Here is a 24,620-nt window from a genome sequence, read left to right as displayed (position 1 = left end):
TTAAATGGCTTAGAACAAGAACGCCATACCTAAACCTGCATGGTAACTTTTATCTGCACCGTCTAAATCTACACCGACACTGGCATCCAGCTGAGTGCGTTCATTCAGTGCGTAAATCACCCCCGAAGTTAAGCCATATTCATTGTCCTGACTTTCTGCTTTACGATAGACCAATTCTGAAAAACCTGACCATTGATCGCTTAAACGATACTGAATATTGGGAATTGCTGTAACCGCCCAATCGCTATTTTGTACATCGTAACGCATGTTGATGCCTGTTTTTAACAGCTCACTGTATTGATAGCTGACTGCCGTACCCAAGCTATAAATATCATCTTCTTCGCTAAAGCCATCATTGCCTGTGGCAATTAGCGCTTGCAACAACACGGCCATAGAAAGTTTGTCATCATTTAAGTCAATGGCTTGTTTTAAACCAATGCTGACATCACCCAAACCATCATCTTCAACCGATTGACCTGCAGTTTTGCTTTTGCTCCATGCAGGCCCTTGCCAGCCCAGCTGTAACTCTAAATCTTGCGCCAAACCTGTACGTAACAGCATGTCAGCATTAAGGCGAGTAGTTTTAACTTTTTCGCCCGAAGCATCGTTACTTTCTTGATAACTTGCACTTGGCAAAGCCTGTTCCCAAGCCAACTTCCCTACAGGTGTAATACCCGTACTCACTCCTGCACCAGGACGATCAAACTCAAAATCTGCCGCGCTCACCTGCATGCTGATGCCTGCCGCCACGATTAACCCAACTGTTTTTAATACTGACATATTTTTATCTCTGCTCTTAGGTCAATTCTTTGCTCATTTTTGCGCCATAACGACGCAACAATTCTAAAGTCTGCTGTTCTTCTAGCAAAGCATCCGACCACTGAATTTCATCAAAATCACAATCAAACAATAAATCACTAATTGAAGATAAAATCGTTAAACCATCTTCATCTTTGCTGTTCGGATCGACTTTTTCATCTAATAAACGCTGTACCGCAGGAACACATGCTGCAGAAGCCGCATCCCACAATGGGCCGTAAATTTCTTCGGCATCCCATAAATGCAAATTCACTTTGGCTTGAATCAAGGCCTCTAAAATATCTAGATGGACTTGTAAATCTTGTTGTTTTTGCTGATCACTTAATGGCTGACCCGCCTCATAAGCTTCACAAATTTTTTCCCACCATTGAAATAAACCGTCAGACCAGACCGAAATGACAGGCCCCTTTTCGGCATCCATAAAATTAGGATCCAAACCCTCTGCCAAAAGGCGTTGCACTTGGGCAAGGTCTAATTCTTCTATTGCTTGCACCAAAACTTGTTGTTGCGCAGTTAACATGCAGAAAGCTCTCTTCAATCAATATTCAATTTAAGACTATTATGCCCAATAAAGCGGCATTTGTATGAGATAAATGTCAGCAAATCGTGAATTTACATCTGCACAGTTCTATCAGGCATAAAAAAGCCCCGCAATATTTGCGAGGCCAGAAGTCTGCAGTACTTAAACTGCATGTTTCTTATTCGTCAGCACCAGTATCTGTATCTACAAATTCAGGGCGTGCACCGCGAGGGTTCTCATTTTTCTCAAACGCATGTTCTAGGCTGCGTTTTAAACGGTCAATCGCACCATGAATTGCAGTATCAATGTTGTGACCACGATGATTCACAACCACTGGTTTTAAACCTGCTGGACGTGCTTCAATCATACAACGAATGTCGTCATCACCGCCTTTTTCACCATTTTCATCACTAAAATGCACTGAAAAATGGGTAATACGCTCACTGTGGCGTTGGAATTCATTATTCAGTTCTTCACGAACGTAACTAATTAATCGATCACTGTTTTGAATGTTTTTATCGGTACGGATTTCAATGTTCATGATTTCATCCTCTTGCGTTCGTTATTTCTGAATCTTGTTGTGCCAAAATCTTACACATAATTTTATATATATGTTTTGGCGTGTTTATAATGTGCTGTTTTTACAGCATAAAGTACATCTTCAACTTAGTTTGGAATCACTTCCTCCTACGTGAATGATGAACACTTTTAATTCTGCAGAACCGTGTCCCTATACCTTGAATATCGGGCCTATCTGAAAAATATGCAAGCAATATTTATAAAAAAGGAGCAAAAGAATAACCCTTTTATCACCAATTTCAGCTTAGATGCTCAATAAGCGATCAATTTGGATAGCACTACGTTGTTCAATCTATTGCCAATGAGAAACTTGATGCTTTTAAAGGGTTTAGTCACACCTGCAATATTCACCTTTACATTTTAACCATTGGTTTTAAATCGTTTAAAAAGCATTCAACCCAAAAGCTGATAGAAAACACCCCAAAATGACCCGTCAATAATCGAATTTTGCTTTATTTTTGCTAAAGAATCTGTATCCTTGAAACGCTTTTATTGGGGTCTATTTTTATGAAACTTACACATATTGCTGCGCTGTGCGCAATCTCCACTGCTGCAACTTTTACGCAAGCTGCACCGATTTGGAAAGATTCTAGCCTGACTGCTCTTTATGGTGAAAACTATAAATTAGGTACAGAAGATCGTACGACTCTTACTGCTGAATATGCAGCTAAACTCAAATATTCTGATGTGTTCTTCTTCGTTGACCAACAATGGGATGGCAATGATGATGACTCAACCTATTTTGAATTAGCGCCACGTTTAAGCTTGGGTGAAACTACAGGTCAAAACTTATCTTTTGGCCCAGTGAAAGATGTTCTCATTGCAACTACTTGGGAACATAATGCTGGACACGGTGCTAATCCTGAATTCAATAACTTTTTATACGGTATTGGTTTTGCTTTAGACATTCCATATACGCAATATGCAAATGTAAATTTCTACAAAGCAGACAACGATCTCACTAAAGATGATTATCAAATGACCATCACTTATGCTGTACCATTTAAAATTGGTTCAGAAGAGTTCTTGGCTGATGCCTTCCTAGACTGGTCTACTGCAGAAGATGACCATGCCAGCGAATTAAACTGGACTTCTCAATATAAATGGAATGTGGGCAAACACATTTCACCTAAAACCAAATTATACGTGGGTATCGAACACTCTGTTTGGAACAACAAGTTTGGTATTAAAGGCGTAGATCAAAACGATGTCAGCGCATTGGTCAAATACCATTTCTAAGCTGTATTTTTCTCTGTTCAAAAAAGCAAGACTTCGGTCTTGCTTTTTTATTGGTCATTAAAATAGTTTCCAATAAATATGCTTTGCTCATAACCATGCAACCCATTTGTACTTAGCGCAAAACTCCGCTACATTGAGTTAAATTTCAAATAAAAAGCACTGTGAAGCCCACATGCAAAAAACCGATTTCATTATTCTGCTGTTTTGTGCGATTGCTGCAATTTTGCATGGCATGAGCGGTTTTGGTTTTCCTATGCTCAGTACGGCTGCGGTGGCGATGTTATATCCACTCAGTACTGCGGTTGCTTTGGTTCTGATTCCCTGTTTGCTTCTCAATATCTACATGCTGCGGGGCGATGCCACACAATCTATATTCAGCAGTTTATATGGCTACTGCAAAAAATATTGGGGTTTAATCTTCAGTGCGCTGATTGGCAGCTATTTGGGCGTCAGTTTGCTGCTCATTCTGAACGAAGGTTATTTAAAATTGGCAATGGGCGTACTGATTTTATTGTACGTGGCCGATCAATTTCGACAACGTCCTTTGCAAATTTCTGCCTCACTCAAAAATATGCTGATTTTTGGTTTGCTGGCAGGTGTGATTGGTGGTGCGACCAATGCCATGGCACCATTTCTAATGATGTATTTACTCAGCACTCAACACAGCAAAACCGATATTGTGGTGATTAGCAACTTAAACTTTATTATTTCCAAACTCATTCAATTGGCAGTTTTATATCCAGTAATTCAACAGTTTAGCCACATACAATTAAAAGTTTTAGCCCTGATTTGCATCATCTCTATGCTGATGGTGTATATCGGCAGTCTGATTCGTAAACAAATTTCCCAGACATTATTTAAGCAGATTGTATTTACGTTATTGGGTTTTATGGCACTTTACGCGATTGCTCAAGGATTATTCATCATCCAAACATCACCTGCTTTATTGATATAAATCAGACCAATAAACATAACAAATGGAAAATTATTTAGATTTTTTTTGGCTTAAATAATTATTTACACCTATAATTAAGACCAGCTTAAAAAACAGTCTATTCAGACTGCTTCGGTCGTTTGCATCGACCAATCTTCCCTCTTTTCTTTTAATTCCTTTTGACGGAGTGAACTTCTATGGAAAATAACCATATAGAAGTGCCAGCCAATATTAAGCGAAAAGAACTGATCAAGACCTGGGTGATTGTTGCAATTGCAGCCCTGCTCTCTTTCGGTTTATACAATGTCTTGCCCTATGATGAAAATGCAAATAAGGGTCTAAGTCTGTTGCTTTTTATTGGTATTTTATGGCTCACCGAAGCTGTACACATTACCATTACCGCACTTTTGGTGCCGGTGCTTGCCGTAATTTTGGGCATGCCTGTTGAAAATGCCAGCAAAGTGCTTGAGCCAATTAGCACCAGCAAGGCATTGGCGACTTTTGCCGATCCTGTTATTTTCCTGTTCTTTGGTGGTTTTGCTTTAGCAACTGCGCTGCACATTCAGAAACTGGATCGTAAAATTGCGATGTGGATTATTTCCATGTCGGGCGGTCACTTGGGGATTTCGGTTTTATCTATTTTTATCGTCACTGCTGCGTTGTCGATGTGGATTTCCAACACAGCCACGGCGGCGATGATGTTACCGTTGGCACTAGGTTTGTTATCACACCTCGATGCCACCAAAGAGCGTAAAACCTTCGTTTTCATTTTATTGGGGATTGCCTACTCTGCCAGTTTAGGTGGTTTGGGTACGTTGGTGGGTTCGCCACCAAACGCTATTGCAGCCAAAGCATTAGACTATGACTTTGCTGACTGGATGAAAATTGGTTTACCAATGATGCTGATTTTGCTACCAGCGATGTTGGTCAGCTTATATTTGGTATTGCGTCCAAATTTAAATCAAAAAATTCATTTTGAAACTGAAGTGATTCCTTGGACCAAAACCCGTGTTGCAACGATGATTTTATTCGTATGTACTGCAGTGGCGTGGATTTTTGGTAAAAAACTTAGCGAAACCTTCGGCATTAGCCAACCCGATACATGGACTGCATTAGCTGCTGCATGTTTGGTAGTCATGCTAGGTACTGCATCTTGGAAGCAAGTAGCTGAAAATACCGATTGGGGCGTGTTATTACTGTTCGGTGGTGGTTTAACCCTCAGTGCGATCTTAAAAGATTCAGGCGCATCTTTGGTATTGGGTCAAACCCTTGCCAATACCTTTGGTGATACTTCGCCATTGGTAGTGATTTTTGCGGTGACCATCTTCATTATTTTCTTAACTGAATTTACCAGTAATACAGCGTCTGCTGCGTTATTGGTTCCTGTATTTGCTGCAATTGCAGACCAAATGGGTATTCCAAAAGAAATTTTAGTGGTGATTATTGGTATTGGTGCATCGTGTGCCTTTATGTTACCTGTGGCAACGCCACCAAATGCGATTGTATTTGGTACAGGTCAAATTAAACAAAGTGAAATGATGAGTGTGGGCATGGTGTTGAACGTCATGTGCGTATTTATTATTTCATTATTTGTATATTGGTTCTTTAGTTAAGGATCAATAAAAAATGGAGCACAAGATGCTCCATTTTTTTCGCCTCAGTTTTAGAATATTTTTAATCATCAAATCATTACCTAAGTAAATTCGCTATACTCGAAACATAATAATTTAGACACGATGAGGAGGGTTAAATGGCTAAGTTTTTAAATACGAGCGCGACCAATTTTTTCTTAGAAGAACTGATAAAAAATGCCAAAGAAAGGTTAATTTTAATTAGCCCATATTTACGTTTAAATGACCGTATTAAAGAATTACTTGAAGATAAAGATCGACTCAAAATTGATATTCGAATCGTTTATGGAAAAAGCGATTTACATCCTGATGAAATAAAATAGATGCAAAAACTTGATTTTGTTCGGCTCAGTTTTTGTAAAAACTTACATGCTAAATGCTATCTCAATGAATCTGAATGTATGGTAATCCCCCCTAAAAATAATTGAGTTTAAAAGTAGAAAATCGAATAACCTTGATTTAAGGAGATTTTCTATGAAAACATCTAAGTATTCAGACAGCTTGATCATGAGTATCTTGAAGCAAGCTGAAGCAGGAACACCCATACCGAACTTGTGCCGCGAACATGGTATGAGCTCTGCTACATTCTACAAGTGGAAGTCCAAATATGGCGGCATGGATCTTTCAATGATGACGCGGCTTAAAGAACTTGAGGCTGAAAATGCCCGTTTAAAACGCATGTATGCTGATGAGCGGCTAAAGTCAGACATCTTGCAAGATGCACTTTTAAAAAAGTTTTAAGGCCTGTTCAGCGAAAGTCACTCACTCAACAAGGCAAAGACGTAGGTGCAGAATTTAAAACCAGTCAATATGGTGGATATTTTTTATGGCCTGAAAATATTGAATTATAAACACCAATCAAAATTACAATAAAAAGCATCCATTACTTTTTTGAAATAATGGATGCTTTTTCTAAATTAAATCAGCTTAAACCGCCAAATCGGCTAAATTACCTTTTTGCTCTAACCACACTTTACGGTCTGCAGAGCGTTTTTTAGCCAGCAATTTATCCAATAAACCCGCGGTAAAATGACTATCATCCAAATCCAATTGCACCAAACGGCGTGTATTTGGATCCATCGTGGTTTCACGTAACTGACTGGCATTCATCTCACCCAAACCTTTAAATCGGGTAATTTGCGGATTTTTGGTTTTGGCTTTTTTCAGCGTATTTTCTAGCTCATCTTCATCTAGCGCATAATGCACATCTTTACCGTCATCAATACGGAATAACGGCGGCATGGCGACGTATAAATGCCCATCTTCCACCAAACTTGGGAAATGTTTCACGAATAAAGCACACAGCAAAGTGGCAATGTGTAAACCATCTGAGTCGGCATCGGCCAAAATACAAACCTTACCATAACGCAATTCAGATAAATCATCACTGCCCGGGTCAACCCCAATCGCAATTGCAATATCGTGTACTTCCTGCGAACCCAAAACCTCGTCCGAAGATACTTCCCACGTATTTAAAATTTTTCCACGAATTGGCATGATCGCCTGAAAGTTTTTATCACGTGCTTGCTTAGCAGAACCACCTGCAGAGTCACCTTCTACAATAAACAGTTCCGATTCTTCACGGGTTTGTCCCACGCAGTCGGCTAATTTACCCGGCAAGGCTGGGCCTGAAACAATTTTTTTACGTTCTACTTTTTTCGCTGCTTTTAAACGACGACCTGCTTTGGAAATTGCCATTTCTGCCAGCTGCATGGCAATGTCAGAGTTTTGGTTTAACCACAAGGCAAAGGCATCTTTGGCAATATTCTGCATAATGCTTGCCGCTTCACGGCTCGATAAACGCTCTTTGGTCTGCCCTGAAAACTGCGGTTCTTGGAACTTTAACGATAAAATGTAGTTGACCCCATCCCAAACATCTTCGGCAGATAGCTTTAAATTACGCGGCAATAAATTGCGTAATTCACAGAATTCACGTAACGCATCGGTCACACCAGAACGTAGTCCATTGACATGCGTACCGCCTTGCGCAGTCGGAATCAAGTTGACATAACTTTCTTGAATTTGCTCGCCGCCTTCTACATTCCAGCAAATTGCAAACTCTGCACTGGCACGCTCTGCCTCACCTGTCGCCACAAAAGCAGGAGCAGGTACAATCTCACGATCTTCCAGCTCATCCATCAAATAGTCGACTAGACCATTTTCAAACTGCCAGACAATTTTTTCATCGTTAATTTCATCAATGTAATGAATTTCTAAACCTGCAGCCAGTACCGCTTTGGCTTTTAAATTGTGCTTTAAGGCTTTTAGCGCAAATTTAGGTGAATCAAAATATTTAGCTTCAGGCCAGAAATGTACCAACGTACCCGAAGCACGTTTTGGCGCTTTGCCTTCCAAGACTTCTAAAGGTGCAGCGGCTTCGCCCTGATCAAAAGTCATTTTATACAGGTTGCCCTGACGCTGTACGGTCACTTCAACCCGACTGGACAAGGCATTCACTACAGAAATACCGACCCCGTGCAAACCACCCGAAAATTGGTAGTTGTCGGTGCTGAACTTACCGCCTGCATGCAGCTTGGTCAGAATAATTTCAATCCCGCTTTGCCCGTATTCTGGGTGAATATCAACAGGCATACCACGGCCATTGTCTTCTACCGACAAAGAGCCATCTTTATAGACTTTTACGGTAATTTTATTGGCATGCCCTGCAAGTGCTTCATCCACCGCATTATCAATAACTTCTTGCGCCAAATGGTTTGGACGTGTGGTGTCGGTATACATGCCCGGGCGACGACGTACTGGATCTAAACCAGATAAAACTTCAAGAGATTGAGCGGTATATTGAGACACGTTGTACTGTTTCCTTAAGCTAGGGAATCCGATAAAAATTGCAGTAACATCGGAATTTTGTCTGCAAAATCATCCATGGCATGATTGCCGTGCGCTTCAGTCATGATCATGGCCGAAGGTGAGGCAGCACTATAATAACGCTGCGCTTCACGATAATCCAAAACTTCATCGCCTTGTTGCAATAACACCAATATTTTGTCTGCATCTTGCGCAACTGGCAACGCAATGTCTGCTAAGTCATCCAATTGCGCTGCAGTTAAGCTCCAGTTCGGATGTACCACATAGGGCAGCACATCGCCAAACAAGTCCTGAAACAATTGCCATGGTCGCATAGCAGGGTTAATCACAACAGCAGGCACATGATGCTGTGCGACCAGTTGTGTCGCATAAAAGCCGCCTAGACTGCTGCCCACCAATGCCACATTGGGCAAACGTTGAATCAATGCCGATACGTTTGCCAAAACCGCTAAAGGTGGAGCATTTAAATCGGGCAAATGCATCTGAATATCAGGGCGATGCTGCTGCACATAGGCATACAATAGCTGCCCTTTCATGGACAAAGGACTGCTCTGAAAACCATGTAAATAAATTAAATTCATGCGTGACATTTCTAAGTAACACCATTCAATTTTTGGCTGATACAGCACTTATTTTGCGTTTTTAATTTAATTTTCATGGAAAAATGCAATTGTTAGACAAAAAGATGCGAACATCTTGGCATTCATCGGTATTTTACAAGTAGTTCAAGATGAACACGATAAAATAAAAGTATCGGGTTTGGTGACAATTCATCTAAAAATTTACAGTCCTGTAAATTCATGAAATGCCAACAGACCCTTGAGTTTATACCGCGAACCCAAGTAAAAATAAAGCGTTCGGTATATGGGAACACAAGGGGCAACACAGTATGCCAAGTTTAACACCGCTGCATGAAACCTATTGTAGATGGGACCGTACACCTCCAAGTCAGGCCGATATCTTAGAAGGCTTGGCACAGTTGGTCAGCACGCGCCTGAATGCCGTGATGAGCGAAGTGATTCAAACCATTCAGCGTGAAGTTTTGCTCAGCGTATTTGGCATGAGCGAACAACGCTCGCAAAAGTTTCAAAAAACCGCGACTTTTCAAAAGCTGTATAAGTTTGCCTTTCACAGCTTACAACAATACGGCTATCACTTTGTTGCGCCAGGTTTACGTCAAATTATTGCGCAATTTCCCAACTTACATGACAAAGCACTCACACCAAGCCTGCATTTTTTAGTCGGTGTACTGAATGGCGTATTGGGAGATTATCTACTCGAACAGCAAAATCCGCTCGCCTTACCTATGGTGCTCTATGACCATTATGGCGAAGTCCAACAAGGCGATTTGTCTGGGCGTGTGGTGATTTTTGTGCACGGTTTATGCCGCAATCACCTCGATTGGACTACACACCAATTTGGTGGTTTTGGTGAAAAATTACTGGCACAACGTGACCATAACACCATGTTATATCTGAATTACAATACAGGGCGTCGCATTTCTGCCAATGGCCGCAGTCTTGCCAATACCTTAGATGATTTAATTCAGCGTCATCCTAAAATTACCAGTATTGATTTAATTGGGCACAGCATGGGTGGCTTGGTGTCGCGCAGTGCGCTGTTTTACGGCAAGCAAAATTTGCAGCACTGGATTCACTTGGTCGAAAATCTGGTCTGTTTAGGCTCACCACATCACGGAGCAGTGTTGGAGCGTTTTGGTTTCCATTTACAGGAAAAATTAGGTCGCTTTCCCATTGTGAAAATTGTCGGGCATCTGGTCAATATTCGCAGCAACGGCATTTTAGATTTGCGCTATGGCAGTGTGCGAGATGATGACTGGGAACATAATCAGGCACGAATTGGACAGGTCGATGACAACCGCAAACCTGCACCTTTGCCAACCCATATTAATGCTTATTTCGTGGCAGGCAGTATTGAGTTTGAGAAAAAGCAGAACCTGACCCGCAAAGTCATTGGCGATTATTTAGTCAGTATAAAAAGTGCTTTGGGGGAACATCCTAACCCACGTTTTCAATTAAAACTGCCTGAATCGCACAAAGCTGTGTTCTATGGTCTGAACCACTTTCAGTTACAATATCATCCAAGTGTGGCAGAGCAATTGGTGAAATGGTTTTATCCTGCGCATGAAGAAGTACCAGAGCAGCAAATTCGTGAGTTTATTGGTGATTGGTCAAGCTTAGAAGGCATCGCGCTCACCTAACATAGTCTAAACAGTTCAAAATACCCTACAACACGATGATTGGTAGATAGATTATCAACAGATACACAAAAAAAATGCGCCATCGCAATTTTATGGATGACGCATTTTTATCAATTCAGTGGGTAGGCTCCCGGAATTTATTTTTTCTTCACTTTGCCAAATGTAGTCGATGCCACAAACGGATAGTTACGCAGCAATTGCCATAAACTGATGAGTGCCAACACGCTAAAGAACAGCAATGACCACACGGGTAAAGACTGCCCCAAGAACGTCCAATCAATCACAGCACATTCACCTGAACCCGACAGCACTTGTTGCAACACAGCTTTCATGGGTAAAGCATCTACCAAATAATCCAGTCCTGGGCCGCAGCTTGGCACTTGATCAGGCGGTAAGTTTTGCAGCCAAACATGACGTGCTGCCACACCCACCGACCATAAAATTCCAATACTGCCGAAAAGCGCGTAAATACGCTTAACCACGTTAGATTTAGGGTTATGCACAAAAGCAATCAGTGAAACCAAACCCAATGCAATTAAGCCCACCCGCTGAAAAACGCACAGTGGACACGGCGCTAAACCTTGCACATGCTCTAAATACAATGCAAATGTCATCCCAATGACACTGGCTAAAAATAAAACACCACTTAGCAGACGATAACTCAATTGCATGTTTAAATCTCTGAGCTGTTATCTATATTGTGCGACATAGTCTGCAAAACTCAGACCCTGTGCTTGTTCAAGTTGTTGTTGTTGCTGAATAGATTGCACTGCAATTTCATCAAAATATGTTTGTGTTTCAGGACGCAGCGCATGTTGCTCATACGCATGTGCATGTTGCTGCGCCATATAACTGCCAAAGCCCCACGTACCGCCATGACGAATAGTATCGGCAATCATGTGTGCCGACAGGGTTTCATCGACTTCATGTAAACGCGCCATCATGCGTTCTAAAGCTTGAGAATACAGCTGCGTCGCATAACTTTGATCGAGTAAAACAGCCAAAGGTTGCATAGCGGTGACATACTGCTGTCCCCACACTTCAATTGGGGTTTTAACATCGCCCTCTTGAATGTGCGCATTTGGCGCACGCCCACGATTGACCACTTCGGCCTGATTTTTTTCGATGATGCTTTGTTCCGCATCTAACAAGGCTGGGCTGTCTTGCAACAAACAATACAATGCTAAGACTTCCAAAAAGCCTGCGGTATGTTCATCTATCCCAATTGGGCTATACGGATTAACATCTACCGCACGTAATTCGACATAACCAATACCACGATTGGCAAGTGCTTGAGATGGGGTTTCACCTTCTTGTGGTACTTGTTTTGGGCGCACCAAACTGTAGTACTCATTTTCAATTTGCAGCACATGGTCATTAATTTGAATAGGCTCACCCGTGGCATCATCTAAACCTAAGCGGCTAAATGGCAAGTACGGGGTTTTTACGGCTTTTTGCAAACCATCCAAATAACCCGTTAAATCATTGTAATGAATACCAAGTTTTTTCTGCGCCGAGTTTTGATAGCCAAAGTTACCCATACGCAATGCAGTCGCATACGGTAAATACAACGTGCCTCTTAACAACGGCAGCAAATGATGTTCACGCCCCGTCATAAAACACTGACAAACCGATGGACTTGCACCGACTAAAAACATCACCAATGGTGTTAAACGAATAAAGTTACGAATTAAACCTAAATAACGATGACTACGATAATCTTGCAAACTCAGTGCTTTGAGCTGCTCATCACTTTCATGTTGTTGCAAGGCGGCAAATAAATGTTCAGGGAAGGATAAATTATAATGCACCCCTGAAATGGTCTGCATACGGCGACCATAGCGCACACCTAAACCACGGCGATACAAAGTTTTAAAGCGCCCAATATTGGAGCTGCCATATTGCGCCAGTGGAATACCGTCATCGGTTTCATCAAGCATACATGGCATCGACAGCGGCCAAAGTTTTTCACCTTCGCCTAAGTGCTGATGCACCACGCTATGAATATCTCGCAAATAATCAAGCGCGTGTTGAATGCTGCTTTGCGGTGGAGTAATGAACTCCATCAACGCTTCGGAATAGTCCGTAGTAATATGCGGATGTGTGAGTGCCGAACCCAAGGCTTGAGGATGTGCTTGCTGCGACAAGAAGCCATCGCTTTGCATACGCAGACTTTCGCGTTCAATCCCGCGCAACATCCCTTGAAGCAACGCAGCGTCTACCCATGTTGGTAGAACATCTTGCGCATTTGGTTCGGGTTGACTCATTACACTCTCGCTTAATCCAATACACTACAAATACGACATAAACCACAGGCTGATTTTGGGTCGGTGGCAATTTTCTCTATCATGCAGATGATCTGAGATGAAATTGCTACCGTTCAAGTATAACTTGATTTGGCATCAGCACATGCGCTTGGGCTGTTTTTTCTAACAAAATGATGATTTTGGGGCATGCTGACATTTAATAAAGTGGTCAACGTCAATAAATTTTAATTTGGCAATTTTTTATCACAAAGTTGCACTATAAGACATGCTAAATTTGTGATTTTATAATCAAAAGAACAGAGGTAAATAATAAAGCGTATGAATTATCAGGATTTTTTAGATTTTTGGTTTTCTCCTGCTGCGGAACCGAACTGGTTTGTCAAAAGCGCAGAGTTTGATGCCGTGCTTGCAGAAAAATTTACCGATGTACTGCAACAAGCGGCACAAGGAGAACTATGGACATGGCGCGAAACACCCTCAGGTCGTTTGGCTGAAATCATTGTTTTAGATCAATTATCACGTAATTTATACCGTAATGACCCGCGTGCCTTTGCCCAAGATGGAATAGCCTTGGTGTTGGCACAGGAAATGATTCACTTAAAATTGGATCAGGACTTAAACCCAACCGAACGCCGTTTTTTATATATGCCGTTTATGCACAGTGAATCCAAACGTATTCACGAAGTCGCATTGACGCTGTTTGAAAGTTTGAATGACCCCACCGTGTTGGGCTATGAACTGAAACATAAAGTGATTATTGACCGTTTTGGGCGTTATCCGCATCGGAATCAGGTGTTGGGACGTCCTTCGAGTGCAGAAGAACTTGAGTTTTTAACCCAACCCAATAGCAGTTTCTAACTGGCGAGCTTGTCTTGGCTGGTTGATGTGTACAGGAGCTTTCACATGAAATATTCCCTACTCGGTCTTGCCCTTGCCAGCAGTTTGCTGTTTACAGGCTGTGCCACGACACCCTCTAAACCGCTCAGCTTTGAACAGTTGGGGCAATACAGCACCACACCGCTCAATGCGCAAACCTATCGGATTAGTTTTTTAGCGGGTCATAACATGAGTTTTGGCACAGCAGAAGAAATTACTTTGGTGAAAGCAGCACAAACCACGCTGCAACATGGTTTTCGCTTTTTTAAAGTTTTAGATGATCCGAGTAATCGTAGCCAGAAACCACCTAGACAAGCCGTGGTTTACCCTGCACCAAGTTACTATCCGTATAGCTATTCGCCGTATGGATATTATCATCGTCGCGCACCATTCTGGCCTGACCCATTCTATGATATGCCGCAAGTGGTCACCCTCGATCCGACTCAAGTGTCTTACACCATTCAGTGTTTTAAAGATCAAAAATCTGCACCTGAAGATGCCTTTGATGCGAGCCTAATTTTACAATCACTGGGGGCAAAATATGGTTTAAGTCCAACAGGACAACCATTAACCCCACCAACCTCTGCCCCTGCCGCGCCCTAATGAGATAAGGATGCCTGCATGAATACAGCGTCTGACCACACTTTAGCGAGCAGCTCGCAGCATACCTCTCCGAGCCTGCAACGCAGTAAACGCTTTGCCACCATTGCTTTAGTGATTGCCGTGGTGGCATGGCTAGCATTAATGCTAACCGCAAAATTACTGCCTGAATATACGTGGTTGATTCACATACTAATGCTGTCTGCCGAAGCAGGCGTGGTCGGTGGTCTGGCAGACTGGTATGCGATTACGGTGCTGTTTCGCAATCCTTTTGGCAAAATGCCAATTCCTAAATTCTTACGTGATCACACCGAAATTATTCCACGCAACAAAGACCGTATTGCCGAGTCGATGGGGCGTTTCGTACAGGAAAACTTTTTATCGCCCCAAGTGGTACAAAAAAGCCTGCACAGCACTGACTTATCTTTATCCGTGGGCAAATGGTTGGCGAATCCACAAAATAATGCGCAAGTGACCCAAGTCATTCAGCAGACTGTACCGAAAATTTTTGAATTTGTCGGGCAAGAACAAATTGGGCGCTTTATTCAAAGTAACAGTGTGCAATGGGTTCGCAACACGCAGGTCAACCACTTGGCCAGTGAAATGCTGCGTGCGGTTTTGGAAAATGACTTTCATCAGGATGTGCTGCAACGCGGTTTAGACCTTGCCCATGACTGGATGCTGAAACATCCTGAAAAAAGCCGTGAATTGACCCGTCAATTGTTTAAAGAGCTTGGCGTGTGGAAACTGGCCAAAGGTGCGAGCTGGATTGGAATTGATGTGCAGCAACGCACCATAGATTCTTTACTGCAACGGGTCGAATCTATGTTGGCAGACCCTGAACACCCTTGGCGACAAAAAATTGAAGATGCTGGGCAACAACTGATGTTACAACTGGCAGATAACAACAGCAGTGCCAGTCTACGTCTAAATGACACTAAAAATGCCCTATTAGACAGTCCGCAAGTCTTGAATTTTATTAGTGGTGCAGTGGTGATTCTCTGCAATGCGATTAAGGAAGATTTACAAAAATCTGATTCGGGAATTGCGCAAAACCTGCGTATTGCCATTCAGCAAGTCGGTGAAAATATCATTGCCAATACCGCAGTACGTCAATTACTGAATGAAAAAATGAGTACGATTGCGGTGAACTTGTCAGATCAATATAGTGAAAAAGTGATTCGCTTTATTAGTGAGCGCATTCATGAATGGGACTCGCGCGAAATGATTGGCAAAATTGAAAACGAAGTCGGTGGTGATTTACACATGATTCGGGTCAATGGTGTAGTGGTAGGTGCATTTATTGGTCTGGGATTGGGGATTATTCGGGCATTGGTGGAGTTGATTTGAGATGAAATTTTTTTGATAAGTCGATCTTGAGGTGTTCAATCAAAAATAACGCCTCGAACGATCTATTCAAGCCACATCATCACCCTTTACCCCATTTGCATTCAACCCTGAAAAAGCTACGATGTAAAGCAAACTGCTGCCACCACCAGAACCTCTCTATGCTCAATATTCACGCAAAACTCCCTGCTCAAGGTCTCAGTATTTTTAGCCGTATGTCGGCTTTGGCTCAACAACTCAATGCCTTAAATTTATCGCAGGGTTTTCCAGATTTTCCTGCACCTGCAGCACTACTAGACGCATTAAGCCACGCCACACATGCAGGTTTCAATCAATATCCTTCAGGTGATGGCTACTTACCACTGCGTGAACAACTGGCGCAGCAGTTTTTGCAGCGCGATCAATTACAGCTTGACCCTGTCAGTGAAATTACCATCACCCCAGGGGCAACCCTTGCCATTTTTAGCATTATGCAAACCGTGCTGCAAGCAGGCGATGAAGTCATTATTTTTGACCCGAGTTATGACAGCTATGCCCCATGTGCAAAGCTGCTGGGTGCAAAAGCTGTGCACATTCCATTGCAAGCTCCGCATTTTCAGGTGGACTGGAATAGGGTTAAAGATGCGATTCATGCCAAAACCCGCATGATCATTATCAACACACCGCACAACCCCACAGGCACGGTATGGTCAGAACAAGAGTGGCAACAGTTAATTCACCTGATTCAGGCACATAACATTGTGGTACTGTCCGATGAAGTCTATGAACATTTGGTCTTTGATGATCAACAACACCGTTCTGCACTGTCTTTTCCTGAACTCAGAGAGCGTAGTTTCGTTGTCGGTTCTTTTGGTAAAACCTTTCATGTCACAGGTTGGAAAACAGGCTACTGTGCAGCCGCACCTGCTTTAATGCAACTCTTCCGCCAAGCCTATCAGTTTGTGAATTTCTGTGGGGTGACGCCTGTGCAAGTGGCACTGGCTAACTATATGCAGCAGCATCCTGAACATATTGCAGAGCTGGCAGGCTTTTATCAGGCCAAACGTGATTTATTTAATCATGGTATTGCCCAGTCACGTTTTCAGTTGAGTCCTGCACAGGGCACGTATTTTCAAAATTTGGATTACAGCAATATCCGTCCTGATTTAAATGCCGTAGACATGTGCCATTTCCTTGCCGAGCAACATGGCATTGTCGGTATTCCCGTGTCTGCATTTTATCAAAGCCCGCCTGATGACTTACGTTTAATTCGTTTCTGCTTTGCCAAAAAAACCGAGACGCTGTTACGTGCAGCGGAAATTTTATCGGCAGTTTAAGTCAGGAGTAGCATCGCTGAGTTACTGAAAAGCTAAGGCTTTTTAGGAGTGAATCATGCTAGGGTGAATAAAACAACCGCAGTTCAAACGCAGGATTTGGCATGGCAAGACCTCAGGCATTGGTCGATCACCCTCAGCTTTGGAAAACCTTTTTGGTGTTTCTATTGCCGTTGATTGCCACCAATATTTTGCAAAATCTCTCAGGCACCATTAATACTGTGTTTGTGGGACAAATGCTCGGGGTCGATGCAATTGCTGCAGTGTCGGTATTTTTTCCGATTATTTTTTGCCTGATGGCCTTTGTGATTGGACTCTCAGCAGGGTCTACCGTGCTAGTCGGACAAGCATGGGGCGCACAAAATGTCGAAAAAGTACGCTGTATTGTGGGTTCAACTTTATTTATGACCCTAATTGGGGGCAGTATTATTGCCTGCTTGGGCGTAATTTTTGCCAAGCAAATTCTACTATTACTGGGCACTGACCCGAAAGTGATGCATCTTTCAGTACCTTATGTGCAATGGATGCTGGCAGGCAGTCCGCTGCTATTTGTTTATATTATCTATACCTCTATTTTACGTGGTGTGGGCGACAGTCTAACGCCATTGATTGCATTGAGTTTGACCAGTCTCATGGGCGTCGTGATTACACCTGTACTGATTGCAGGCTATTTTGGCTTTCCACGTTTGGGCATTATTGCACCGGCCATTGCCACCATTTTAGGTTATCTGGCTGTTTTAATTTTCTTGGTGATTTACCTGAATAAAAAGAATCATCCCTTAAAAATGGATGTGCATCTACTACGTCAAATTCGGCATCAACCCAATTTAAGCAAGGTGATTTTACGCTTAGGGATTCCCACAGGCTTACAAATGGTCACTACCTCTATGGCAGGTTTGGTGATTGTCGGTTTGGTCAATCGGCATGGTGCTGAGGCCACTGCCGCCTATGGCGCAGTTAATCAGGTGTTGAACTATATTCAATTTCCTGCGCTATCTATTGCAATTGCCGCTTCAATTTTTGCTGCACAAGCCATTGGTGCAGGCAAAGCCGAATTACTGGCTAAAGTGACCCGTACAGCCTTAGGCATGAATTTGCTGATTACAGGTATTTTAGTCACCTTGGGTTATTTATTTTCTAAATATCTGATGGCGTTGTTTATTACCGATCCTGCGGTGGTGGTACTGGGTCAGCAGCTCTTATTTATTGTGTTATGGGCCATTTTATTTTTTGGTGCCAGTGCAATTTTTGCCTCCATTATGCGCGCCAGTGGCACGGTCAATGTTCCAATGATCATCAATATTTTAGCGATTGTTTTAATTGAAGTACCGTGTGCTTATTTCTTCAGTCAGTGGTGGGGTTTGCAAGGAATTTGGTATGCCTATGCCTTGGCATTTGTGAGTCTGTGCATCGGTCAAGGTGCGTATTATCAATTTGTCTGGAAGAAAAAAACCATTCAGGTTTTGGTCTGAATGGTCTGTTATATTTGTAAGTTAGATTAACCGCGTTTCTTGCCCAACTTAGTCGCCCATGCGGTAACTTTCTGATAACCCGTTGGAACAATACGCTGGATTAAATCCAAAGTTTTGGCATCATTACCAATCAATAAACGGCGCTTGTCTTTTTGTACCGCTTCTAAAATTTGGCGCGCCGCTTCTTCAGGCGGGCAACGCAATAATTTATTAAAAGCACGTGCCGATTTTTCAGGATTCATGCCCAAAGTGCGCATGCTGTCGTTCATTTTAGCATTGTTGGCAATATTGGTACGAATCCCGCCTGGATGCACGCTCAACGCACTCACACCACAATTTTCCAAATCCAATTCCTGACGCAAAGACTCGGTAAAACCGCGCACCGCAAATTTGGTTGCGTTATAAGCCGACTGCGTTGGCTGTGCAGTTAAACCAAATAAACTGGAAATGTTAATGATATGACCATCTCCCGTTTGTTTGATTAAAGGCAAAAATTCTTTGGTGCCATAGACCACACCCCAAAAGTTAATCCCCACAATCCACTCCAACTCTTCGTAACTTGCACCTTCTACGGTAGAACCCAACGCCACGCCTGCATTATTAAAAATCATATTGACCGAGCCGTGGTCTCGCACAGTTTCAGCTGCCCATTCGCGCATTTGTTCTAATTTAGAAACATCCACCTTTTTAATGGTCACGCGCACATTACTGTCTTTGAGCAAATCCACTGTTTGCGCCAAACCTTGTTCATTCACATCACTAAGCGATAAATGACAGCCTTGCTGTGCCAAAAGCACTGCCAGTTGCTGTCCAATCCCCGAGCCTGCACCTGTAATTGCGGCAACTTTATTTTTAAAATTTTTCATGTGGTTTCCTTGAGTGTGTTGCCTGCACAGTTCAGACCTGCTTGTTTTTCTGTAGGGCTGTGCAGTTATATTGCTTTCAATATAATTTTGACAATAACTATTGTCAATATAAGTCAAAACGAATATCGCAAACAAATATGAAAACATAGGTTTAACAGATAATTATTGTTAATATAAAACCCATTAACGAATTTATTTGGCTCAAGTGAAGATGACAGAACAACTGCCCATCCACGCAGACACACAACAACAGCCCCAAAAACAACAAAAAGAACGTCAGTTTAAAGGTTTGTCTTTAACTGAACGCAAACAGGCACGTCGGGAAAAACTGATTGAAGCAGGTATTCAGGCCTATGGTACGCATGGTTTTTTTGCCGTGACTGTCAAAGATATTTGTACCGAAGCCAAACTAACCGAGCGTTACTTTTACGAATCTTTTAAAAAAAGCGAAGAACTATTTCAGACTATTTTTTTAAAACTGATTGATGAATTGCAGCAAAATGTCATGCAAGCCATTATGCAAGCATCCACCGACCCGAAAAAAATGATTGATGCAGGCCTGACCGCCTTGCTGACCACCCTAAAAAACAACCCACAAATGGCACGTATTATTTATATAGATGCCATGTTGGTTCAGGAACTGCATAATCAGGCCACCATTCACGAAACCATGTCACGTTTTGACCGTATGATTCAGGCCTTTGTGATGTTGATGATGCCGCATTTAGACCGCCCTAACCGTGAAATTTCATTGGTTGCCACAGGCTTAAATGGGTATGTCACCCAAATTGCCATTCGCTGGGTCATGAGTGATTTCAAACAATCGATGGAAGATGTTTTATCGTCTTGCCGTATTGTATTTTTATCACTGCTTCAAACCTTTTCAGACAAAGAGCAAGTGCTTGATAAAGATTCCAGCAACCTGTCATAAAACTGAAAAATATTCATAATATTTTTTAATTTCATTATTTTACTTTGACTGAATATCTGTAGATATTTCATCAAATCGACACTAGTTTGTCACAAATTATTGCAAAAATAGCCTGTTTACCCCTTTCTGCAATGATACTGTCATAATTAATCTTTGTAATAAGCCTGTCATAAATAAAACGGTCCACCGTTAACATCTATAGGATATTGCGTTGTGAAAGATGACTACATTTTAATCGTCGATGACGAACTCCCAATTCGGGAAATGATCCATACCTCTTTAGATATGGCAGGCTTTCAGTGCTTACAAGCAGAAGATGCAAAACAAGCGCATCAAATGATTGTCGATCAACGTCCAGCGCTTATCTTGCTTGATTGGATGATGCCAGGCGGTGTCAGCGGTGTAGACTTGTGCCGTCGCCTAAAACGTGACGATAACCTTGCAGAAATTCCAGTGATTATGCTGACTGCACGTGGCGAAGAAGACCACAAGGTTCAAGGTCTAGATGCAGGCGCAGATGACTACATGACCAAGCCTTTCTCGACCCGTGAACTGGTGTCGCGTATTAAAGCGGTATTGCGTCGTGCCAATGCTCTAAGCGGTGAAAAAACCATTGATGCCAATGGTTTAATTCTAGACCCTGTTAGCCAGCGCGTCAGTTTTGGTGACAATATTTTAGAAATGGGCCCAACCGAATATCGTCTATTGGCGTTCTTTATGACGCACCCAGAGCGCGCTTACACCCGAGCGCAATTGCTTGACCAAGTCTGGGGCGGCAATGTATATATTGAAGACCGAACTATTGATGTGCATATTCGTCGTTTACGTAAAGTTTTAGAACCGTATGGCGTAGACCGTTTTGTACAAACGGTACGTGGTACAGGCTATCGCTTCTCGACACGTGCGGATGTTGCTTTAGGCTAAAATTATTTTATGTACGAACCTTACCCAGTCCCTGAACTCGCCCGTGACCTCAAACAAGTTCGTTACAGCAGTTTATGGACTTTTGCCAAACAAGATTTTCGTTTATTGGCCTTTTTCCTAATTATTGCAAGCTTGATTGGTTTTGGGATTGGGTATTTTTGGATTTGTATTAGCCTCGCCTTTTTGCTGTTTTTTCTTCAGCAAATGCGCTCCCTCTATTTAGTTAATGATTGGATTTCCAATCGTCCTTATGATGTGCCGCCAAATCTGCATGGTATTTGGGGTGCATTACTGTTCAATGTTTATCGCTCACAACGTCAGGAACGTATCGTTCAGGCCGAAATGGTCGGGTTGATTGATCGCGCCCAGTCTTCATTGGTGGCGTTGGATGAAGCCGTGATGCTGATTGATGAAAATCATCAAATTGAATGGTGGAACCCTGCTGCTGAAAAGCTATTGGGTATTCAGCCTTTAGACCGTGGACGCAACATCCTCACTATTTTGCGCCAACCTAGTTTTATTGAATATTTTAATCATATTGATCAAGCACCTGACGGTTTAAAAATGAAATCTAGCGTGCATGAAGGGCAATATGTGCAAGTCAAAATGACTCAGTTTGGTGGCGATAGCCGTTTGTTATTTGCTTACGACATGACGCGTATGCATAACCTAGAACAAATGCGTAAAGACTTTGTCGATAATATTTCACACGAATTACGCACTCCGCTAACGGTGCTGAGTGGTTATATCGAAACCTTTACCGATCAGGAAGATATTAACCCGCGTTGGAAACGTGCTTTTGAGCAAATGCAGTCACAAACCAGACGCATGAACGCTTTGGTAAATGACCTGCTGCTGCTGTCGCGTCTGGAAAATGAAAAAAACATCGCCAAAAATCAAATTATTGAAATGCCAAGTTTAATGAATCAATTATTTGACGATGCACATGCCTATAACGTCGATTATGGACATACGCTCAACTTAAATATTGACAGTCATTATGATCTGATTGGTTCAGATGTAGAATTGGCCAGTGCCTTTAGCAACCTGATCACCAATGCGATTAAATATACCCCGAAAGGTGGGACGATTACCATTGGCTGGCATGATGATGGCAATCAAGGTTATTTTACTGTGGAAGATACAGGCATCGGGATTGATCCGAAACACTTACCACGCTTAACCGAACGCTTTTATCGTGTAGACAGCGCACGTAGCCGACAAACAGGCGGTACTGGTTTAGGTTTAGCAATTGTGAAGCACGTTTTGATGCAGCATAATGCACACTTAGAAGTCGAATCTAAAGAAAATCAAGGCTCTATATTTAAAGTCGTGTTCCCAAAAGAGCGTTTGTATTACGAAACTTAAGCGCTGGTTGAGCTAAAATAGACAATAAATTACAGATTTAAAAAACAAAAAAACGCCAAATTACTTTGGCGTTTTTTATTTCTTTATTCACATATTTTATTCAGCAGAAACGATATGTCCCAGGGCTTTCCCCATTTCCACTACAGAATTGGCTTTGAATTCAGCATCCCACTGCATTTTATTTTCTTCAAACAAAACAATCGCGGTTGAACCCAAATAAAAACGTCCTAATTCTGCACCTTTTTCAAGGAATAATTGGTGCTGATTCAGCTCCAAACGCCCTGATGGTTTCACTTTGCCTGTCGCCACGGTTTCAATGCCCGCCACAATCATGGCACCCACCAAAACAACCGCCATACGACCCAATTCGGTATCAAACAAACACACCATGCGCTCATTGCGGGCAAATAAACCCGGAATATTTTCGGCTGTGGTTTGATTGACAGAAAACAACTCACCTGGCACATATAAAGTTTCGGTGAGTGTGCCTGCAAAAGGCATGTGTACACGGTGATAATCGCGCGGAGATAAATACACGGTTGCAAATTGACCATTTTTAAATGGTTCAGCCAATTGCGGGTCGGCAATTAAGTTTTCAACAGTAAATTGCTGACCTTTGGCCTGAAAAATTGCCCCATCTTCAATTTTACCCAACTGTGAAATCGCCCCATCTGCAGGCGATACAATGCTGTTCGGATTGCTGTCAATTTCCCGCACACCCTGCTTTAAAGAACGGGTAAAAAATTCATTAAAAGATTTATATTTCAAGGCATTGCTTTGTTCTGCCAAAGACATATCAATGCCGTATTGCGCCTTGAATGCAGTGATCACCGCATTTTTGAGCACAGGATGCTCACTGGCTGCAAGTTTACCCACAACACGTGATAATTGATGTTGTGGCACAACGCGTTGTGCCTGAATGAAAATTTGTTTTTTTAAACGTGATGTGAGGCTCAAGACGGCAACTCTCCAGTAATAACAGGACTGTCAGGGCGGTTGCCCCATTCACTCCACGCACCATCATAGGCCTGAATTTTCCAACCCAATAAACGCCCTAAAATGTAGGCCAAACCTGAACGGTGATGTGACTGACAATACACCACTACAGGTTCGTTTAAATTGAATCCGAGTTGTTCCAGACGCTGTCGTGTGCGTTCTAAGGGATGCAATTTTAAATGATTTTCACGATTAAGGGCAGTACTCCATTCAAAATGCAATGCCCCAGGAATGTGACCGCCGCGTCGTGCAGCCAAACGCAGCCCTGTATATTCATCTATGGTGCGGCAATCCCAAAGTTGCACCGACTGGTTTTGGCACTTTTCTAATAGCTCATCATATTGAATTCGATACTGATTTTGCTCGGCAACAGGAACAAGCATGCTGACGGGTGTTAGCGGTTCAACCTCAGAAGTAGTTGGAAAACCTGCTGCCAACCATGCGTGAATCCCACCATTTAGTAAACTGGTATTTTCAAAGCCTAAACAGTGTAAATTCCAAATCAGACGCCCTGCCCATGCTCCACCTTCATCGTCATAGGCGACCACATGATGCTCAGGGGAAATACTCAAATACTGAATCAAGTCTTGTAAAGCCTCGGGTTCAGGCAATAAACCCGATGTATCTTCATCCTGACGTAGCAACATGCTCGGTTTGACCTGTAAAGCATGCGGAAGATGCAATTGCTCGTACACCGAATTGCGGCTCAAATCGACAATGCGCAATTTTTCATGCCCTAAAAAGGGAACTAAATCTTCTGCTTCAATCAGCAGTCCAAAATTGAATGGAGAAGTGCTCATTTTTATGCGGTTCAGTCTGTTTGGCAATCAACTTTAACTTAGTATAGGTCATTTTTGATAGCATGCTGTTTTTTTCATAACTTTCGCAGAA

The 24,620-nt window shown here is 42.4% G+C and carries 22 protein-coding genes and 2 pseudogenes; 14 read left to right on the top strand and 10 right to left on the bottom strand.

Translation table 11 applies throughout. The features are described 5' to 3' along the window. Window positions 1–9: 9 nt before the first annotated feature. The 3 genes from FTV41_RS10330 to FTV41_RS10320 all read right to left on the bottom strand — a co-directional run bounded on the left by FTV41_RS10330 (window position 10) and on the right by FTV41_RS10320 (window position 1,880). Complete coding sequence (locus FTV41_RS10330) at window positions 10–780, bottom strand: transporter (RefSeq protein WP_167846410.1); 771 nt, start codon at window positions 778–780, stop codon at window positions 10–12. A gap of 16 nt (window positions 781–796) precedes the next feature. After that, window positions 797–1,339: an ankyrin repeat domain-containing protein gene (locus FTV41_RS10325; RefSeq protein WP_179996525.1), complete on the bottom strand. Its 543-nt coding sequence runs from the start codon at window positions 1,337–1,339 to the stop codon at window positions 797–799. Between the two features lie 178 nt (window positions 1,340–1,517). Continuing rightward, window positions 1,518–1,880: an HPF/RaiA family ribosome-associated protein gene (locus FTV41_RS10320; RefSeq protein WP_179996524.1), complete on the bottom strand. Its 363-nt coding sequence runs from the start codon at window positions 1,878–1,880 to the stop codon at window positions 1,518–1,520. A gap of 545 nt (window positions 1,881–2,425) precedes the next feature. Between FTV41_RS10320 and FTV41_RS10315 the strand changes: the two genes are divergently transcribed. From FTV41_RS10315 to FTV41_RS10295, 5 genes and pseudogenes are all read left to right on the top strand, one after another. Next, a complete protein-coding gene (locus tag FTV41_RS10315) occupies window positions 2,426–3,157 on the top strand; it encodes an outer membrane protein OmpK (RefSeq protein WP_179996523.1) in 732 nt (243 codons plus the stop codon). A 172-nt stretch (window positions 3,158–3,329) separates the two neighbouring features. Beyond that, window positions 3,330–4,112, top strand: a complete 783-nt coding sequence (locus FTV41_RS10310) for a sulfite exporter TauE/SafE family protein (protein ID WP_004974188.1) — start codon at window positions 3,330–3,332, stop codon at window positions 4,110–4,112. 176 nt (window positions 4,113–4,288) lie between these two features. Next, on the top strand, window positions 4,289–5,704 hold the full coding sequence (locus FTV41_RS10305) for a DASS family sodium-coupled anion symporter (RefSeq protein WP_096901624.1): 1,416 nt from the start codon (window positions 4,289–4,291) through the stop codon (window positions 5,702–5,704). Window positions 5,705–5,841: 137 nt separating this feature from the next. Beyond that, window positions 5,842–6,134, top strand: a pseudogene (locus tag FTV41_RS10300) (phospholipase D family protein); the annotation flags it as partial. Window positions 6,135–6,196: 62 nt separating this feature from the next. After that, window positions 6,197–6,528: pseudogene (locus FTV41_RS10295) on the top strand (transposase); the annotation flags it as partial. Window positions 6,529–6,649: 121 nt separating this feature from the next. On the opposite strand, the gene parE reads toward FTV41_RS10295, so the two are convergent. Together parE and FTV41_RS10285 are read right to left on the bottom strand one after the other, a co-directional pair. Further along, a complete protein-coding gene (gene parE, locus FTV41_RS10290) occupies window positions 6,650–8,530 on the bottom strand; it encodes a DNA topoisomerase IV subunit B (RefSeq protein WP_179996522.1) in 1,881 nt (626 codons plus the stop codon). A 14-nt stretch (window positions 8,531–8,544) separates the two neighbouring features. After that, window positions 8,545–9,129, bottom strand: a complete 585-nt coding sequence (locus FTV41_RS10285) for a YqiA/YcfP family alpha/beta fold hydrolase (protein ID WP_179994165.1) — start codon at window positions 9,127–9,129, stop codon at window positions 8,545–8,547. 308 nt (window positions 9,130–9,437) lie between these two features. Between FTV41_RS10285 and FTV41_RS10280 the strand changes: the two genes are divergently transcribed. Beyond that, window positions 9,438–10,769 carry an alpha/beta fold hydrolase gene (locus tag FTV41_RS10280; RefSeq protein ID WP_154320171.1) on the top strand — a complete coding sequence of 444 codons (1,332 nt, stop codon included), beginning with the start codon at window positions 9,438–9,440 and terminating at the stop codon, window positions 10,767–10,769. A 137-nt stretch (window positions 10,770–10,906) separates the two neighbouring features. Here FTV41_RS10280 and FTV41_RS10275 read toward each other — a convergent pair whose 3' ends face one another. Both FTV41_RS10275 and gshA read right to left on the bottom strand, forming a co-directional pair. Then, window positions 10,907–11,440: a disulfide bond formation protein B gene (locus FTV41_RS10275; protein WP_004974176.1), complete on the bottom strand. Its 534-nt coding sequence runs from the start codon at window positions 11,438–11,440 to the stop codon at window positions 10,907–10,909. Between the two features lie 18 nt (window positions 11,441–11,458). Continuing rightward, window positions 11,459–13,036, bottom strand: a complete 1,578-nt coding sequence (gshA, locus tag FTV41_RS10270; RefSeq protein ID WP_179996521.1) for a glutamate--cysteine ligase — start codon at window positions 13,034–13,036, stop codon at window positions 11,459–11,461. A gap of 318 nt (window positions 13,037–13,354) precedes the next feature. Between gshA and FTV41_RS10265 the strand changes: the two genes are divergently transcribed. The 5 genes from FTV41_RS10265 to FTV41_RS10245 all read left to right on the top strand — a co-directional run bounded on the left by FTV41_RS10265 (window position 13,355) and on the right by FTV41_RS10245 (window position 18,644). Next, window positions 13,355–13,894 (top strand): DUF924 family protein, encoded by a 540-nt coding sequence (locus tag FTV41_RS10265; protein WP_179996520.1) that lies wholly within the window; start codon window positions 13,355–13,357, stop codon window positions 13,892–13,894. Between the two features lie 45 nt (window positions 13,895–13,939). After that, a complete protein-coding gene (locus FTV41_RS10260) occupies window positions 13,940–14,515 on the top strand; it encodes a hypothetical protein (RefSeq protein WP_179995475.1) in 576 nt (191 codons plus the stop codon). 18 nt (window positions 14,516–14,533) lie between these two features. After that, the gene (locus FTV41_RS10255; protein WP_179996519.1) at window positions 14,534–15,862 is read left to right on the top strand and encodes a DUF445 domain-containing protein; all 1,329 of its coding nucleotides are present in this window, start codon (window positions 14,534–14,536) and stop codon (window positions 15,860–15,862) included. 158 nt (window positions 15,863–16,020) lie between these two features. Further along, the gene (locus FTV41_RS10250) at window positions 16,021–17,175 is read left to right on the top strand and encodes a methionine aminotransferase (protein ID WP_168460475.1); all 1,155 of its coding nucleotides are present in this window, start codon (window positions 16,021–16,023) and stop codon (window positions 17,173–17,175) included. A 101-nt stretch (window positions 17,176–17,276) separates the two neighbouring features. Continuing rightward, window positions 17,277–18,644 carry an MATE family efflux transporter gene (locus FTV41_RS10245; RefSeq protein ID WP_179996518.1) on the top strand — a complete coding sequence of 456 codons (1,368 nt, stop codon included), beginning with the start codon at window positions 17,277–17,279 and terminating at the stop codon, window positions 18,642–18,644. A gap of 26 nt (window positions 18,645–18,670) precedes the next feature. Here the strand turns inward: FTV41_RS10245 and FTV41_RS10240 are convergent, their stop codons facing one another. After that, window positions 18,671–19,510 (bottom strand): SDR family oxidoreductase, encoded by an 840-nt coding sequence (locus FTV41_RS10240; protein WP_179996517.1) that lies wholly within the window; start codon window positions 19,508–19,510, stop codon window positions 18,671–18,673. Between the two features lie 211 nt (window positions 19,511–19,721). On the opposite strand from FTV41_RS10240, the gene FTV41_RS10235 reads away from it, so the two are divergent. From FTV41_RS10235 to phoR, 3 genes are all read left to right on the top strand, one after another. Continuing rightward, the gene (locus FTV41_RS10235; RefSeq protein WP_168417664.1) at window positions 19,722–20,441 is read left to right on the top strand and encodes a TetR/AcrR family transcriptional regulator; all 720 of its coding nucleotides are present in this window, start codon (window positions 19,722–19,724) and stop codon (window positions 20,439–20,441) included. 213 nt (window positions 20,442–20,654) lie between these two features. After that, on the top strand, window positions 20,655–21,365 hold the full coding sequence (gene phoB / locus FTV41_RS10230) for a phosphate regulon transcriptional regulator PhoB (protein WP_004974162.1): 711 nt from the start codon (window positions 20,655–20,657) through the stop codon (window positions 21,363–21,365). A 9-nt stretch (window positions 21,366–21,374) separates the two neighbouring features. Beyond that, entirely contained in the window at window positions 21,375–22,733 is a 1,359-nt protein-coding gene (gene phoR / locus FTV41_RS10225; protein ID WP_179996516.1) for a phosphate regulon sensor histidine kinase PhoR, read from the top strand. Window positions 22,734–22,829: 96 nt separating this feature from the next. Here the strand turns inward: phoR and asd are convergent, their stop codons facing one another. Further along, complete coding sequence (asd, locus tag FTV41_RS10220) at window positions 22,830–23,690, bottom strand: archaetidylserine decarboxylase (RefSeq protein WP_096901498.1); 861 nt, start codon at window positions 23,688–23,690, stop codon at window positions 22,830–22,832. After that, a complete protein-coding gene (locus FTV41_RS10215) occupies window positions 23,687–24,529 on the bottom strand; it encodes a sulfurtransferase (RefSeq protein WP_167846417.1) in 843 nt (280 codons plus the stop codon). Before FTV41_RS10215 ends, asd begins: the two co-directional genes overlap by 4 nt. Window positions 24,530–24,620 lie beyond the last annotated feature (91 nt).

It is taken from the genome of Acinetobacter sp. YH16051, assembly GCF_013417135.1.
In the GTDB taxonomy this organism is placed as follows: Bacteria; Pseudomonadota; Gammaproteobacteria; order Pseudomonadales; family Moraxellaceae; genus Acinetobacter; species Acinetobacter towneri.
Note: the sequence above shows the minus strand (reverse complement) of the source record. Positions and strands in the feature narration are given on the sequence as shown.

Bases quoted from the DNA above. Each gene is read 5' to 3' on its own strand.
- FTV41_RS10330 (WP_167846410.1), bottom strand. From the start codon at position 780: ATGTCAGTATTAAAAACAGTTGGGTTAATCGTGGCGGCAGGCATCAGC.
- FTV41_RS10325 (WP_179996525.1), bottom strand. From the start codon at position 1,339: ATGTTAACTGCGCAACAACAAGTTTTGGTGCAAGCAATAGAAGAATTA.
- FTV41_RS10320 (WP_179996524.1), bottom strand. From the start codon at position 1,880: ATGAACATTGAAATCCGTACCGATAAAAACATTCAAAACAGTGATCGA.
- FTV41_RS10315 (WP_179996523.1), top strand. From the start codon at position 2,426: ATGAAACTTACACATATTGCTGCGCTGTGCGCAATCTCCACTGCTGCA.
- FTV41_RS10310 (WP_004974188.1), top strand. From the start codon at position 3,330: ATGCAAAAAACCGATTTCATTATTCTGCTGTTTTGTGCGATTGCTGCA.
- FTV41_RS10305 (WP_096901624.1), top strand. From the start codon at position 4,289: ATGGAAAATAACCATATAGAAGTGCCAGCCAATATTAAGCGAAAAGAA.
- FTV41_RS10285 (WP_179994165.1), bottom strand. From the start codon at position 9,129: ATGAATTTAATTTATTTACATGGTTTTCAGAGCAGTCCTTTGTCCATG.
- FTV41_RS10280 (WP_154320171.1), top strand. From the start codon at position 9,438: ATGCCAAGTTTAACACCGCTGCATGAAACCTATTGTAGATGGGACCGT.
- FTV41_RS10275 (WP_004974176.1), bottom strand. From the start codon at position 11,440: ATGCAATTGAGTTATCGTCTGCTAAGTGGTGTTTTATTTTTAGCCAGT.
- gshA (WP_179996521.1), bottom strand. From the start codon at position 13,036: ATGAGTCAACCCGAACCAAATGCGCAAGATGTTCTACCAACATGGGTA.
- FTV41_RS10265 (WP_179996520.1), top strand. From the start codon at position 13,355: ATGAATTATCAGGATTTTTTAGATTTTTGGTTTTCTCCTGCTGCGGAA.
- FTV41_RS10260 (WP_179995475.1), top strand. From the start codon at position 13,940: ATGAAATATTCCCTACTCGGTCTTGCCCTTGCCAGCAGTTTGCTGTTT.
- FTV41_RS10255 (WP_179996519.1), top strand. From the start codon at position 14,534: ATGAATACAGCGTCTGACCACACTTTAGCGAGCAGCTCGCAGCATACC.
- FTV41_RS10250 (WP_168460475.1), top strand. From the start codon at position 16,021: ATGCTCAATATTCACGCAAAACTCCCTGCTCAAGGTCTCAGTATTTTT.
- FTV41_RS10245 (WP_179996518.1), top strand. From the start codon at position 17,277: ATGGCAAGACCTCAGGCATTGGTCGATCACCCTCAGCTTTGGAAAACC.
- FTV41_RS10240 (WP_179996517.1), bottom strand. From the start codon at position 19,510: ATGAAAAATTTTAAAAATAAAGTTGCCGCAATTACAGGTGCAGGCTCG.
- FTV41_RS10235 (WP_168417664.1), top strand. From the start codon at position 19,722: ATGACAGAACAACTGCCCATCCACGCAGACACACAACAACAGCCCCAA.
- phoR (WP_179996516.1), top strand. From the start codon at position 21,375: ATGTACGAACCTTACCCAGTCCCTGAACTCGCCCGTGACCTCAAACAA.
- FTV41_RS10215 (WP_167846417.1), bottom strand. From the start codon at position 24,529: ATGAGCACTTCTCCATTCAATTTTGGACTGCTGATTGAAGCAGAAGAT.